The following is a 14,739-nucleotide window of genomic DNA, read 5'->3' as shown; positions in this document are numbered from 1 at the left end:
ATGAACAGCACTCCTCAGGTTCTTGTGATTGTGGACGTACAAAATGACTTCTGCCCCGGCGGCGCTCTCGCAACGAGTCGCGGCGATGCGGTAGCCCGCGACATCGCAAAGCTTGTGCGTGAAACGCCGTATGACATCGTCGTGGCTACCCAGGATTGGCACATCGAGCCGGAGGGGCACTTTGCCACCGAGCCGGATTTCATCGATACCTGGCCAGTGCATTGCGTTGCAGGCAGCCAGGGTGCGGCCATGCACGCTGCGCTTGCCGACGCCCCCATCGACGCCTACTTCCACAAAGGCGCCTACACCGCTGCCTACTCCGGCTTTGAGGCCGAGTGCACCGACGATGGAGCAAGCCTCGCGCAGTGGCTGCGCGACCGTGGTGTTAAGAGCCTCGACATCGTGGGAATCGCCACCGATCACTGCGTGCGCGCCACCGCTCTCGATGCATTAAAAGAGGGCTTTGACGTCAACGTTCTAGAAAATTACTGCGCGCCGGTGAGCGAAGAGCGCGCAAAAAAGACCTTTGCCGAACTGCTAGAGGCAGGGGCAAAGGTCAGCTAAAAGCGGTTAATTCCGCGCCGAGTTAGCGGCGCTCAGCGAGCAGGCGCTGCAGTTCCTTCAGGTCATTCTTGCGACGCTTGGAACGGAATACAGAAAAAGCGATAAGGCCAACTACTGCTGCGCCGACGCCGGCGAGTGCCATCTGTACGTTGCGGTCCTGCAGCTTCTCGGTTGCGGCGCCCTTTGCGTCATCAACCAAGTTCTGCGGCTTGCTGCGATCCGCGAGCTCGTCGAGGGTGCTAGCCAGCTGGCGGCGGGTGCGCTCGATGTCGCGCTGAATGTCGTTAATGTCGCGTGCCACGTTGTAACTCCTGAATTTGTTTTCGCATTAATGGCGTTAATGGCTCAGCTTCCACCGAGTCAATCAAGGAACAAGTCTACAGTGTTTGCCCGCCGGTGTGCACGGTATGGTTGAGAGCATGACTGAAGCAAAGCGTTTGGAAATCGGAGATACCGCCCCCACCTTTACTTTGAGCGATGACGAAGGCAACTCCGTCAGCCTTAGCGATTACGCAGGAAAGCGCGTGCTTGTGTACTTCTACCCGCGCGCCAATACCCCGGGTTGTACCAAGGAGGCTTGTGACTTCCGGGATGCTCTCGAGCAGCTCAATGGTCTAGACATTGCCGTTGTTGGCATCTCCCCTGATAAGCCGGAGGCCCTGGCCAAGTTCCGCGCAGACCACGAGCTGAACTTCCCGCTGCTTTCAGATCCTGACAAAGAGGTCATGAGCGCATACGGCGCATTTGGTGAGAAGAAGAACTACGGCAAGGTAGTCCAGGGCGTTATCCGCTCCACCTTCTTGGTCGAGGCCGATGGCACCATCGGCCAGGCACTCTACAACGTCAAGGCCACCGGCCACGTGGCTCGCGTGATGAAGGGGCTTTCCTAAACAAACAAATGAGCACTAAGCAGGACACAGAGCTGCTGGTTCCCCGCCGGCGCCCCGCCCAAGCACGCAGCCGCGAGAAGTTCAATCGAATCCTCAAGGCTGCGCGAAGCGTGCTTGTCGACGTCGGCTTTGAGTCCTTCACCTTCGACGAAGTCTCCCGCCGCGCCGAGGTTCCCATCGGCACGCTGTATCAGTTCTTCGCCAATAAATATGTGCTCATCTGCGAACTAGACCGTCAAGATACCGCGGGCAACCTGGAGGAAATCCGCCGCTTCTCCGAGCATGTCCCGGCCCTGCAGTGGCCGGATTTCTTGGACGAGTTCATCGACCATCTGGCCCGTATGTGGCGTGAGGATCCTTCGCGCCGGGCAGTCTGGCATGCGGTGCAGTCCACCCCTGGCACTCGAGCTACCGCCGCCGATACCGAGCTGCAGATGCTCAAGCCCTTGGCAGATATCTTGGAGCCGCTTGCCCAGCAGATGAGCTATGACGAACGCATCGAACTTTCCGGTTTCTTGGTGCACACGGTGGTCTCCATGCTCAATTACGCGGCTTCGGGGGAGCCGGAGAACTTTGATGACGTCGTGCGCGAAATCAAGCGCATGCTCATCGCCTATCTCTTTGCTGTAGCGACGAGCTAACCAGCTGGAACAAACCGCAGCAGCACCGTCGCGGTGGCGTAATCACCATCGTGGCTAATGCTCAGCGAGGTGAAAAACTGGCCCAGGCTGGCTGCGACATGCTCGCGGATTGCGCCTTTAAGCGAGATAGCTACCCTGCCCCAGGCGTCGGGCTGGACCTCAATTTCTGCCCAACGCACCTCTTCTTCTGGAAGCACCGGCGGGCGCCCATAGAGGGCCTGGGACCACGCTTTGATGAAGGCTTCCTTTGCCGCCCAGCGTCCGGCCAAATGCTCAGCGCGGCGCTGTGGACTCGGCTTCGTCGCTGCCACGCGCAACTCCGTGGGGCTAAAGACGCCCTCGAAGCGAGTGCCTGGCAGCTCCAGCTGCCGGGCAAACTCGGAGATACAAACGAGGTCCGTGCCCACGGCGAAGGTTGCTTGGCTCATGGCCGCTTATTCTAGCTGGCCAACTCCGCCTTGAGGGTTTCCATCTCTGCGCCACCGGCCATCCACTTCGTCAGCTCTTCGACGCTCACGTCGGCCTTGTCAGCGTTCAGTGCCACCTCGCCGAGGTTTAAGACCACGAAGCGATCTCCCACCAGGTAAGCGTGCTGCGGGTTGTGGGTAATAAAGACCACGCCCATGCCGCGCTGCTTGGCCGCCGCGATAAAGCGCAGCACCATGCCGGATTGCTTGACGCCTAGTGCTGCAGTCGGCTCGTCCAGCACGATGTAGCGCGCGCCGAAATAAATGGCACGGGCAATCGCGACCACCTGGCGCTGCCCGCCGGAAAGCGCCTCCAACTCGACGTCGATGTCGGGCAGCTCCACGCCCATCTGCGCCAGCTGCTCGCGGGCGATGGCGCGCATTTTCTTCTCCTGCAGCCCGCCGAAACGGCCCGTAAGCTCCTGGCCCAAGAAGAAGTTACGCCAGACCGAAAGCTGCGGCACGAGTGCCAAGTCTTGGTAGACGGTGGCAATGCCCGCGTCCAACGCGTCGCGGGGGTTAGAGAAGGTGGTGGGCGCGTCGTCGACAAGCAGCTGCCCGCCTGTTGGAGTATTCAGGCCGGACAAAATTTTGATCAGCGTGGACTTGCCGGCGCCGTTATCGCCCAGCACGCACGTGACCGTGCCAGGGACCAGTTTCATGGAAATCCCGCGCAGCGCCTGAAAGTTGCCGAATGATTGCTCAATCTCACGCAGCTCAATAGCTGTAGTAGTCATGATGGTCTGCCCTACTTTCGCTTGTTGAAATTAGCCACGGAACTATTGGTCAGCACCGCAAACAGCAACATGGCGCCGAGGAAGAACTTGAACCAGTCCGGGTTCCAGCCGGCATACACGATGCCTTGGTTGGTCATGCCGAAGATGACTGCGCCAATAGCGGTGCCCACTGCGGTGCCGCGTCCGCCAGTCATGGAGCAGCCGCCGATGACGGCCGCGATGATGTAGAGGAATTCGTTACCAATGCCTTGACCCGCCTGAATTGAATCGAAAGCAAAGAGGGTATGCATGCCGACGAACCACGCGGCGAAGCCGACGAGCATAAACAAAATCACCTTCACACGGCGCACCGGAACGCCCACTGCGCGCGCTGCTTCTGCATCGCCGCCGACGGCAAAGACCCAGTTACCAAAGCGGGTCTTGTACAGCACGAAGGAGGCCAGCGCCACGAAGAAAATCCACCACAAGACGGTGGAGCGAATGCTGAGTGTACCGATGTGGATGGTCCCAGCGAATATGGTCTGCGCTGTAGGAAAACCCTCCATATCCGCAATGGACGGGGTGGCCACTTGGCCGGTAATCAGCTTCGTTACTGCGAGGTTTAAGCCCTGCAACATAAGGAAAGCAGCGAGAGTGATAAGGAAAGAATCAATCTTCGTGTGCACCACGAGCAGGCCATTTAGGGCGCCGATGGAAAGTGCGACCAGCAGCGAGAGCCCCGCGCCCACCCAGGAGTTTAGGTGCAGGTTGTAGTTGAGCATGGTGGCCACCAGCGCCGCAGTGGTTACGGCAACGCCGGACGATAAGTCAAACTCGTTACCAATCATCAAAAGGCCCACGGCAAGCGCGACGATGCCGAGCGTGGAGCTGGCATAGAGCACCGTGGAGAAGGCCTCCATCGAGCGGAACGAGGGCGCGACTGCCATAAACAGCGCGAAGATGACGAGCGCGCCGAGCACGCTGGCCAGTTCGGGGCGGCGCATGATTCTCGTGCTCAGGCTGCGCTTGTGCAGCCTTCCATCCGCGCTTGGCGACGCCGTATTTTCCTCGCCCTTTGCCGCAGCTTTAGCCGCAGCGTTTGCTACTTGCGTGGTCCGAACTGTCATCGCAGGCCTTCCTTCGCAGATTCAGAAATCACGTCAACGTTGTTCTCGTCAACGAAGGATGGGCCGGTATAGACCGGGCGGCCACCGCCGACGGTCGAACCATTGCGGTGCGCAAGCCACAGCGCATCGACTGCGAGGTAGCCCTGCATATAAGGCTGCTGATCCACGGCCCAGGCGACGTCGCCTTGGGCGATGGCGTCGACAAGCTCAGCGTTGGTATCGAAGGTGGCGACCTTGGCGGATGCACCGGCGTCGGCAATAGCGTCGACCGCGCGAAGCGCGACGGGCGCCTGGAGCGCCATGACCCAGTCGATGGACTTATCCTGGGCGAGCTTAGCGTTCAGCGTGGACTGCGCGGCAGTGAGATCCTGACCGTTGACGTAGAGCAGTTCCACCTTGCTGCCCTGCCCCTTCTTGAGACCAGCGCAGCGGTCCTCCTGGGACTTGTTGCCTTGCTCGTGGATAACGCACAGCGTGTGCTTCGCGCCCTCGGATTTCAGGCGCTCACCCGCCTTGTTGCCAGCTACCTTTTCTTCTTGACCAAAGAAAGCGCTCATGCCGTACTTTTGATACTCATCCATGCCGGCATTCAGGCCGACGGTGGGAATTCCAGCCTCGGAAGCCTTTTTGGCCACTGGGCCGATGGCACCCGCGTTCGGCATGGTTACGGCGATGCCGTCGACGCCGGAATCGATGGCGGATTGGACGAGGTTAGCCTGGTTCGGCGCCTGTGGGTCGGAGGAGTAGCGCAGCTCGATGTTGTCCTTCTTGGCAGCGTCCTCGGCGCCCTTGCGGACCAAGTCCCAGTAGGTATCACCAGGGGCGCCGTGGGAGATCATCGACACCACGATGCGCTCGGTGTCCACTCCCCCGGCGAGGCCGCCTTCTTCGTCAGCACGCGGGGCACCGCCTGTAGCCGAACATCCCCCAAGTGCGGCTACCAAAGCCACAGTTCCCACAATCTTGCTTGCTTTAACGTTGAACTTCACCCTTGCATAGTGCCCCACCGCAAGCAGCTACTCAAACCTCATGACCTGCATCTTTATCGTTTCAGACGGAACACGCTGGCACTTTCGCGGCGAATTTCACCCCCGTTTTGCGCGAACAACACACAAGAAGAGGGCTACCCCACAAGCTGGGGTGCCCTCCCTAAACCGCAGTCCTAAAGGTTTTTATCCTTTCCCGAGGCTAAGCACACCACCCTGCAAGCGTGCGCTGTCATCAAGGAGGACACGGGCTTCTCGTTCCTTCACGGCGTCACCAGTCCCGCCCAGGTTGCGGTCGACGGGGCGCTCATAGAGCGCTGCCCCACCGCGCATGGCGGACTCAATACGACGCAGCCCGGCGCGCTCACGTGCCTGAGCTCGCGCTTCCCACCGTGTTGCCGCATCGCTACCGCGCGCCGCAGCCAATGCCACCAAGAACGCACCGGGGTGCACCACCGCCACCAGAGCGGAGACGTGGCCGAATCCCAGCGAAGTAACAAGGCCAGCCTTCGGCGCTTTTGCCTGGTTTCCGCGCAGGTCCAGCTGATGACGTAGCCAAACCAGGTGCTCATGCTTAGCCAGCACCGGGTCCACGCAATCCAGGGAGCGGTTCGGCGGCAGGATGCCCTCACGCAGGACCTGCGTCAGGCCAACCATCTGGAACGCGGCGGCACCACCCTTGGCGTGGCCAGTCAGGGTCTTCTGCGAAATCACGTACATCGGGTTGCCGCTATTGCGTCCCATCGCGGCAGCAATGCGCTCGTGTAGATCCGACTCGTTCGGGTCATTCGCATTAGTCGAGGTGTCGTGCTTGGAGATGATGGACACCTCATCCGGCGTGACGCCATGAGCACGCAGGGCCTGCGCCAAGCGGGAATCCACGCCGCCACGGGCAGCAGACAGCGCGCCCAATCCCGGCGCGGGGATGGAGGTGTGAGCGCCGTCCGCGAAGGACTCCGCGAAGGCCACCACGCCCAGAACCGGCAGTCCCTGCTCCGCGGCGAATGAGCCACGGGCCAACAGCAGGGTGCCGCCACCTTCAGACTCGATGAAGCCGCCACGGCGTCGGTCGTTTGCGCGGGAGAAGTACTTGTGGTCGATTCCCTTGGCTTCCATCTCCGCGGAATCCGCGGTGGCCGCCATGTCTCCGAAGCCTGTGATGCCTTCGATGGACAAGTCATCGATACCACCAGCGACCACGAAGTCTGCCTTGTGCAGGCGCAGCTTATCCATCGCTTCCTCCACGGAGACCGCAGCGGTAGCGCAGGCTGCAACCGGGTGGACCATCTGGCCGTAGCCGCCCACGTAGGACTGCATCACGTGCGCTGCCACCACATTCGGCAGGGCTTCCTGCAGGATGTCGTTCGGGCGCGACTGCGCCAGCAGCTTATCCACGTAGAGCGAGCGCAGGGAGGCCATGCCGCCCATGCCGGTGCCCTGCGTCGAGGACACGCGTGCGGGGTGAACGCTCGCGAGCAGCTCTGCCGGGCTGAAGCCCGCCGAGAGGAATGCATCCACGGTGCACACGATGTTCCACAGCGCCACGCGGTCGAGGTTGTCGATCATGTCGGCCGGGATGCCATAGACCGCCGGGTCGAATCCGGTGGGTACCTGGCCGCCGACGAAGCGCGACATTGCCACGCGGCGCGGCACACGCACTGGCGAGCCGGCCGGGCGGGTAACCTGCCATTCCTCACCATCGAAGTGCGCCGTAGCGCCCTCAACTTCTTCTACGAAGGACTTGGCGGTTGCTTCATCGTCCACGGTGAAGGTCAGCGGCTTCTCCAGGTAAATGGTGGTCAATTCAGGTGCGAGGTTGTCCACCATCGGCATGTGCGGGCCGAAGTCATCGTGGTAGCGGCGCACGCCGATGTTGGCCATCACTTGGTCATGGAACTGTTCGTAGACGTCTTCCTCGGCAATGGCTTCGCCGGTCTCCAGAACGATCCACTGGGCCGACTGCGCATCCCACTTGATAAGGCCCGTGGTCCAGGCCAGCTCAAGCACGCCGGCAGCGGAAAGCTCGCCGGAGAGCTCGACCTCGAAGCGGGTACGCGAGGAACCCAGCGGACCGAGCTCACCTGCGCCGACGATGACGACCATGTCATCGAACGACTGCGTCACGCCGCTGAAGTCTGGCGTGGTCCACTGCAACGGGGACAGCGGGTTCGGCAGTGCTTGCACCGTCTTCGGGGCCCGGATGACGCCGCCATTGGATGCGCTTGTTTGCTCCGCACGCTGCGTGGCCTCGCGGGCCAGTTCAGGCAGGTTGAGGTCGGCCTCGCCCAGCCCGCCGGTGAAGTCAAGGGTGACTGGACCCTGGGCCGCCTGCTCACGCACATCGGAGTTGGCGCCGCCGTCGACCAGCTTGATAGCCATTTCCTCGGTGGAGTAGGTTTCCACGCCCTTGGCCTCGACAAGCTCGACCATTGGGTCGTTTCCGCCCATCAGGCCAGTGCCACGTACCCAACCAATGTGGGCGTGGACCAGCGAGGTGCGCTCGCCCCAGACAGGCTCTGCCTTCCAGCGGGTAACCAGGGCGTCGAGTGCCGCCTTGGCCTCACCATAGGCGCCGTCGCCACCGAAGCGACCACGGTTCGGGCTGCCTGGCAGCACCACGTGCAGGCGCTGGCCCACGTGGGTATCCGCGCCCAGCTGAGACAGGCCCGCGATGAGCTTCTCCACCGACCACAGCAGCAGACGCATCTGCGACTCGGCCTGGGCGCCGGCGTCGGCCAGCGTGCCCTGCACGCGCGGAGCAGCGAACGGGAAGAGCAAGGTCGGCACCAGCGCCGGCTTGACCAGCTTGGACTTGCCACCCACTGTGGCTGTCTGCTCGTTACCAATCCACTCCACCAAGGCGTCGAGATCTTTAAAGGAGCTCAAGTTCGCAGGGACCACCCACAACGCGGCGGAACCAGCGGCGTGCGTGCGGTAGAGCTCCTTGTAGAACTCCACGCGGTCATGGTTTAGGCGCGAGGTGGTTGCCACCACAGTGGCGCCCTCGTTGAGGAGCTCGCCGATGATAGCGGCCGCAATCGAGTTCGGGGAGCCACCAGTAACCACGGCAACGTCGTTGCTCATGGTCAAGCTAGCGGCATCCACACGCGCTTCCTGCGCGTGATCCGGCAGCCCAAAGTGCTCCGCCAGCCGCGCCACGGCTTCGCCAGCGCCCAGAACATCGACGTCCGCAGCGTTGAGCTCGCCCGCGGCAACACGCGCAAGATCCTCGCGGGCAGAAGCCCAGCGGTCGTCAAGAAGCACTGCTTTATCCGCATCGAAGGACGGCGCCACCTGCTTGGCCCAATCGGAGCCCAGCTCACGGGAGACTAGCTCCGCCAGTGCGGCGTTCTCATCTACTTCCGAGAACTCGGTGGCAGGCGCCGCAACTCCCAGCTTGGACAGCAAGGTGCGGGCGGTCTCTGCAAGGGTATCGGTCATTTCCGCGGTGTAGGCATCCAAAGCCGCGGAGTCCACTACCCCACCGCCCGCGGCACCACCCGCGGAAGGCATCGCGATGCTAATCCCCTCGCGCTGTCCGGCGGCGGTCACGGCGGCGTCGATAAGCGCATCCAGCTCCTTGGCATTCGCAGCGCCCGTGCCGAGCGTGGCCAGGTCGCCGCCGCGTAGGGACGCGCCCTCGCGAGTGCCGAGGACAAGCTCAGCGATGACGCGGTCTGCCCAGCCTTCGCCCAAGCCCCAGGCGCCGGTGACGCGCTCAGCCACGTAGCCAGGCTTCTTTCCGGCAGGTCCAGTAAGGCGGCGCAGCGCATCAGCTACCTGCTCGCCCAGGACCGGGCCAAAGGCCTTATAGCCCTTGGCCATGCCTGCGACAGTCTCCTTGAGTTCCGACAGCGCAGCATCGGCCGCGCCATCGATAGCGCCCAGGCCGAACTCCACCCCCAGATCCAGCAGGAGCTGGTTGCGGCGGGAGGACACGCCCTCGACGAGCAGTTCGATGGTATCGGCAGGACCCATCTGATCCAGGCGAACCTTGGTCCACACCGCCACGAGCATTTCGGTGGCGAACTGCGCGCTCAACGGCTTATCCGCTGGGGTCTCGCCACCCGCAGCAGGTGCCGGAACCGGAGCCACGAGGGTCGTGGTCTCCGCTGCTGCCGAGGTCTCAGGGACCAGGCTTGCTGCGGTAGCGTCAGATTCGACAGCACCACCCTCGGCACCAGATTGAGCCGCTGCAGTCTGCTCCGGCTCCGGGCGAGCGATGGCATCCTCAGCGAAGACGACATCGCGGTCGCGCTCGATGTTGAGCACCTCGATGCCGTGGCCTGCATACTGCGGCAGGCGCAGGGTCTGGCCCAGCATGTTCGCCAGCGTTGGCGAGGAACCCACGCCCACCTCGACAAAGCGCCCCACGCCCAGGCCCGGGGTGCCAGCGCCGCCGATGGTGCCCGGCTCGCTAAGCAGGAGATCCTGGGTTTCGATCCATCGGACAGGTGAAGCGAACTGCCAGGCCAAAAGCTCAATGAGCAAGGTGCGGCCCAACTGAACCGGGTTCTCAAGGGCGCCCGCGAAGTCAGACAGGATGGCCTTGACGGGCTCAGAGTCCACCACGGAGTCAATGGCCTGCACGAATTCTTCAGTGAGCTCAAATGGACGCGCGACCAGGTTCGGCACGTAGTGGCCCACGAGGATATCCAGGTCGATGTCCGCCGGAATCAGGGAATCGAGGTGCTCGCGGAAGGCAGGCACGCCGCCCAGCAGATGAGAGGAGTGGAACGGCACGTCGATGCCCGGGATCTGGATGAAGGCACGCGCCCCCGGCGCGCGGCGCTCGGCGTCGGCACGCAGGGCGTTAAGCCCCGCGCGAGTACCGGCGACGGCGTACTGCACGCCTGCAATGTTGTAGTTGACGATCTCCAGGAACTCGCCGGTCTGCGCGGAAATCTCAGCAACGTACGGGAACACGTCCTTGGCGGAGACGCCGATCTTGTTCGGACGCAGCGCCGCCAGTCCATAGTTGGAGTTCCCCTCGGCGTCGCGCTCGACCAGGCGGTGCATGGTCAGGCCACGGGCGTAGACGATCTCCACGACTGCTTCGAGGGAGAGCACCTGCGCGTAGGCGGCAAGGGCGTTGTACTCGCCCACGGAGTGGCCCGCAAAGTAGGCGCCGGAGTCAAGGACGCCGGCCTCCTGCATCTCGGCGATCTGCGCGCAGCCCAGGGTAGCCATGGCTACCTGCGTGAACTGGGTCAGGAAAAGAGCTCCGTCCGGGTGCGTGAACTCCTCGCCGCGCACAGTGACGGACTGCGGATTGTTGCGCACGATCTCCAGGATGGAAAATCCCAACTTGGAGCGGGTGTGCTTGTCCGCGCGTTCCCACACGGAGCGGGCGCTTGACGACGCCGCGAAGGCGTCCATGCCCATCCCCTGCGACTGGATGCCCTGGCCGGGGAAGCCGTAGAAGGTCAGCTTGTCAGCGACAGTTGCGCGAGCCTCAAGGACCGGAACGCCGTCGACGGAAGCGGTGACGGCTCGGACCTCGCCGAAGCCTGGGCGGGTGTCCAGGCCCACGCGCTCGACCACGAAGGTGACCTGCGCGCCGGGCAGGACAGGCGCCTGCATGGTGGCGCTCCACTCACGGACTGCGGCGCCGTCGAAAGCTGCAGCCAGCTGCGCCAGCGCGGAGGTCCACATGCCGTGGACGATGACGCCATCCTTCAGGCCAGCCAGCTGGGCGGCGAGATCGGCAACGTGGATGGGGTTGCGGTCGCCCGTGACCACGGCGAATGGGTGCATCGACTGCGGGGCGGTCACGGTCATTTCGTGGCGGAAGCTGCGCGGCTTTTCCGCAGTGGTGGACGCTTCACCTGCGACGGAGTCCGCTGCGCCGAGTTCCTGCTCGCCGCGACGGCCTTGGATGGCGAAGCGCTCGAAGAGGCGCGCAACCGGGGTACCTGCGGTGTCTGCACCAGCTACGGAAGCACCATCGGTGGCCGTCTCAATATCTACTGCGACGTCGACGACGCGGCCGACTGGGGTGTCGCGGACCTCGCCCGCGGTGGCGGTGATGCGCAGCTTCGCCTCGCGCGGCAGCGCGGACTTGAGTTCGAGGTTGTGCTCCAGGTGGACCAGGTTGAGCAGGCCTTCAACGACGTTGGTTCCGTCTTCGGTAACTGCATTGGCGATGACCGCGAACACGGCTGGCCAGGCCTTGCCCACGAGGACGTCTGGGGCCACGTGTGCGCCCTCGGCAACGTCTGCGGAAAGGGCGTCGGCAGGTGCATAGCCCGCGGTGACGTTTTCATAGTCCGCGGAATCCGCGGCGCTGAGCTCGCCGGACCAGATGGCGGTGCCACCGGTTACCTCCGGCAGGGTGCCGCCCGCGGCGACGCGAGCCAGCTCGCGCATGGACTCAGCGGCATCGGCCTCGGTGATAAGCGGCGAGGCGCCCGGAATCTGCGGTGGGGTGATGCGCAGGCGCAGCTGCGCGCCTGCAATCGCGCCCTTGAGCGGGACGCTCAGCCAGTACTCGCCTTCGGCAAGCTTCTGAAAGCGGGAGCCGTTGTCTTTGCTCTCGATCGACTCAGCCAGGAACTGGCCGGTGCTAAGCACGAGGCGAAGCGGGTTGAGCTGCTCGCGGCCTGCCCAATTGACCATTGGTGCCTTGAGGATTGTGTCGAAGTCCGAGTGCTCTGGTTTGTCTTGTACACCGGCCTGGGTCAGCTCATCTGTTGCGGCCTGCTCGAAGCGGGCAAGCAGCTCAGCCACCGGCTCGTCAGCGCGCTCGATGCCGCCGACTGCGGTGGTGCCTGGGATGATGCAAACTTGGTCGGCGTCGTAGCGCTCGTCGTGGGCCTGCCACAGGGAGTCCTGGCGCCACAGACGGCGGACCTCCGCGTCGATGACGGGGACGAAGTTGGCGGGCTTGCCCTTCTGGTTGAGCAGCTGCAGGAACCACGCGGCGTCGCCTGGGTGGACGAGCTGGTCGAGGGCGGCGCTGCCCAGGAGCTCGCGCAGCTGCTTGACTGCCTGCTCCGGGTTCTCGCGCTCTGCGGTGACCTGAAGTTCAATCTCGCCGTGGTCCGCCGGGTTGAGGCGGGCCTCGGTGCGCTCCACCATCGCGACGAAGCGCTGGAACCAGGATTCGTCGACCCACTGCCCCATGTAGGAAAGCTCAAGGTAGCGCTCGAGCCACTGCGCGTAGGTCATAGAGTCAAGGTCGCCGAAGTAAGGCTTGCAGGTCTTGCCGATGGCCTCGATGATCTCGTCACGACGTGCGGCCACGGCCTCAGCGTCGCCCGCGACCTCGTCGAGCAGGCGCCCGGCGCGTGCGAAGGAGTTGTCGATCTCGTGGATGTCCGCGCCCAGCTGGGACAGTCCGGAGGTCACGGAGCCGCCGAAGTCCTGGGCTGCAGCGCCCACGCCGGCCCAGCCGTCGTTCTGGACGGTCGGCTGCGCGGCCACGAGTGCGCGCTTCACGGATTCGGAAGCGGTGGATTCCTTGGTCGCCATGGCGGCGGTGCCCACCATGATGGCGTCGACAGGCGCATCCGGCAGCCCCTGCTTGTGTGCCCAGGTGCCCAGCAGGTACTGAACGCCGCGGGCTGGGGTGCCGATGCCGCCGCCGACGGCCAGCACCACGTTGTCGTGCTCGCGGATGCGACCATAGGTGGCAGCGAGCAGCTCGTCGAGGTCCTCCCACGAGTGGTGGCCACCGGCGTGACCGCCTTCGACCTGCATGATGATAAGTCCTGGGGCCTGCTCGGCGATGCGCAGTACTTGGTCGATCTGCTTGATGGTGCCTGGCTTGAATGCGACCCACGGGAAGTTGTCCGCGTGCAGAGATTCTACGAGTTCCACTGCCTCATCGAGCGGTGGGATACCAGCAGAGACAACCACGCCGTTGATGGGCGCACCGTTTGCGCGTGCCTTGGGTAGGGCGCGCTCGCCAGCGATCTGGCGGCGCCACTGCGATGCGGAGAGATACATGGCGTTGAACTGTGCGTTCACGCCTGGCTCGAGGAGTTCCTCTAGCTTCTCCAAGTTGCGTGCCAGCAAGGCGTTGGTAGTCTGGCCACCGCCTGCGAGCTCTGCCCAGTGACCAGCGTTGGCTGCTGCAGCCACGATTTCTGGGTCGACGGTGGAAGGGGTCATGCCGGGCAGCATGACTGGCGAATAGCCGGTTGCCTCGGTGAACTTGGTGAAAAGGCGACCTGCGCGCAAGGTCGGACGGAAGCGCTCCCAGGACATGGGCAGGGCGGGTGCCTGGCCGGCGTCGAAAAGCTGCGACTGCCCTTGCGAACCGCACACCACCAAGGTGCCGATTCCTCGTCCTGCGACGATGTCTCGGGTCAGCGGCTCGACGCCACCATCAGGGCCGCACTCGAAGATCCAGCGGGCGCCTGCCTCGATGGCCTCGGTGACGCGGGCTGGCCAATCGACGATGTCGGTGAGGACGGCGCGGGCGCCCTCCTCCACGAGCACGGGATCAAGACCTGCGGTTTTACCCCACACGATGACCTGCGCAACGGCCTCTTCCATTGCCGGGTGGTGGTAGGCAGCCTGGATGTCGAGCTGGCTAAAGCGAGGTGCGAACGGGGCGCCGCCGCGCTGCTTGGATTCGACGAGCTTAGCGTCCTTGGAGGCCGCCGCTTCGAGGCGGCCTTGAACTGCGGCTACCTCCGCCGGGGTACCGACGATGATGAACTTGTCGCGGCCATTGCGCAGGCCGATACGACCGCCAGCCTTTTCAATCTGCTCTTGAGTGGCACCGGAGACTGCCACCATAGGAGAACCCTCAGCGTTGCGGACCAAACCATGAGTGCGGGCTGTACGCGTGATAGCGGCACCGATGAGCTGCGCCAAAACGATGACCTCGCCGGCTTCGGCGCGGCCGGTGGCAACAAACGTGCTCAAGGTGCCCTGGGAATGACCAATGGCCGCGACCGCCTGCGAGACGTCGAGCCCCTGGGCAGAAAGCGCTTCGAGCACACCAACCTGGGCGGTGACGATGCCCGGGGTAGAGATAGCAGAATCCGCCAGGTTAATGCGCGGCGAGTTCGCTGGTGCTGCCCACTCGAGCGGGGCAAAGCCGTGCGGGAAGGCGGCGGCGAGATCGTCTGCGAGTGGCTCGAGGATCTTTTCCGCCTGCTTCAGGTGCCCGGCAAGGCGGGTGCCTGCGCCTGCGGCGATGGATGCCTGCAGATTGGGAAGCCAGGCATAGCCCTGGCCCGAAAATGACAGCGCGAAAGGTTCGGCGTCTAGGCGGTTGACCAAGCGTTTTCCTGTGGAATGCGGCTGGATAATGGTCGTAGTTTCGGTACGCGGGGTGGTACTCACTGTGGTTGCTGCTCCTATGCGAGTGCGGCCAGAATTGTTTTGTATCAG

At 63.5% G+C, this 14,739-nt stretch carries 9 protein-coding genes; 3 read left to right on the top strand and 6 right to left on the bottom strand.

From position 1 onward, the window contains the following. Positions 1-564, top strand: coding sequence for an isochorismatase family protein (locus tag WM42_RS09390; protein ID WP_062039375.1), 564 nt, complete (start codon positions 1-3; stop codon positions 562-564). Between the two features lie 22 nt (positions 565-586). On the opposite strand, the gene WM42_RS09385 is transcribed toward WM42_RS09390, so the two are convergent. Beyond that, entirely contained in the window at positions 587-865 is a 279-nt protein-coding gene (locus tag WM42_RS09385) for a DUF3618 domain-containing protein (protein ID WP_062037472.1), read from the bottom strand. A 118-nt stretch (positions 866-983) separates the two neighbouring features. Here WM42_RS09385 and bcp point away from each other — a divergent pair, with 118 nt between their 5' ends. Next, entirely contained in the window at positions 984-1,454 is a 471-nt protein-coding gene (bcp, locus tag WM42_RS09380) for a thioredoxin-dependent thiol peroxidase (RefSeq protein ID WP_062039372.1), read from the top strand. A gap of 8 nt (positions 1,455-1,462) precedes the next feature. Then, entirely contained in the window at positions 1,463-2,095 is a 633-nt protein-coding gene (locus WM42_RS09375) for a TetR/AcrR family transcriptional regulator (RefSeq protein ID WP_062037469.1), read from the top strand. On the opposite strand, the gene acpS is transcribed toward WM42_RS09375, so the two are convergent. From acpS to WM42_RS09350, 5 genes are all read right to left on the bottom strand, one after another. Further along, positions 2,092-2,523, bottom strand: coding sequence for a holo-ACP synthase AcpS (acpS, locus tag WM42_RS09370; protein WP_062037465.1), 432 nt, complete (start codon positions 2,521-2,523; stop codon positions 2,092-2,094). The genes WM42_RS09375 and acpS overlap by 4 nt on opposite strands. 11 nt (positions 2,524-2,534) lie before the next feature. After that, positions 2,535-3,299 carry an ATP-binding cassette domain-containing protein gene (locus tag WM42_RS09365; protein ID WP_062037462.1) on the bottom strand — a complete coding sequence of 255 codons (765 nt, stop codon included), beginning with the start codon at positions 3,297-3,299 and terminating at the stop codon, positions 2,535-2,537. 11 nt (positions 3,300-3,310) lie between these two features. After that, on the bottom strand, positions 3,311-4,282 hold the full coding sequence (locus WM42_RS09360) for an ABC transporter permease (RefSeq protein WP_201057460.1): 972 nt from the start codon (positions 4,280-4,282) through the stop codon (positions 3,311-3,313). 119 nt (positions 4,283-4,401) lie between these two features. After that, complete coding sequence (locus WM42_RS09355; protein ID WP_371326206.1) at positions 4,402-5,367, bottom strand: substrate-binding domain-containing protein; 966 nt, start codon at positions 5,365-5,367, stop codon at positions 4,402-4,404. Positions 5,368-5,577: 210 nt separating this feature from the next. Then, positions 5,578-14,691, bottom strand: coding sequence for a type I polyketide synthase (locus WM42_RS09350; protein ID WP_082787672.1), 9,114 nt, complete (start codon positions 14,689-14,691; stop codon positions 5,578-5,580). Positions 14,692-14,739: the final 48 nt, after the last annotated feature.

The sequence above is a fragment of the Corynebacterium simulans genome (genome assembly GCF_001586215.1).
GTDB lineage: Bacteria > Actinomycetota > Actinomycetes > Mycobacteriales > Mycobacteriaceae > Corynebacterium > Corynebacterium simulans.
This window is presented reverse-complemented; position numbering and strand designations above follow the sequence as displayed.

Bases quoted from the DNA above. Each gene is read 5' to 3' on its own strand.
- WM42_RS09365 (WP_062037462.1), bottom strand. From the start codon at position 3,299: ATGACTACTACAGCTATTGAGCTGCGTGAGATTGAGCAATCATTCGGC.
- WM42_RS09390 (WP_062039375.1), top strand. From the start codon at position 1: ATGAACAGCACTCCTCAGGTTCTTGTGATTGTGGACGTACAAAATGAC.
- bcp (WP_062039372.1), top strand. From the start codon at position 984: ATGACTGAAGCAAAGCGTTTGGAAATCGGAGATACCGCCCCCACCTTT.
- WM42_RS09360 (WP_201057460.1), bottom strand. From the start codon at position 4,282: ATGCGCCGCCCCGAACTGGCCAGCGTGCTCGGCGCGCTCGTCATCTTC.
- WM42_RS09375 (WP_062037469.1), top strand. From the start codon at position 1,463: ATGAGCACTAAGCAGGACACAGAGCTGCTGGTTCCCCGCCGGCGCCCC.
- acpS (WP_062037465.1), bottom strand. From the start codon at position 2,523: ATGAGCCAAGCAACCTTCGCCGTGGGCACGGACCTCGTTTGTATCTCC.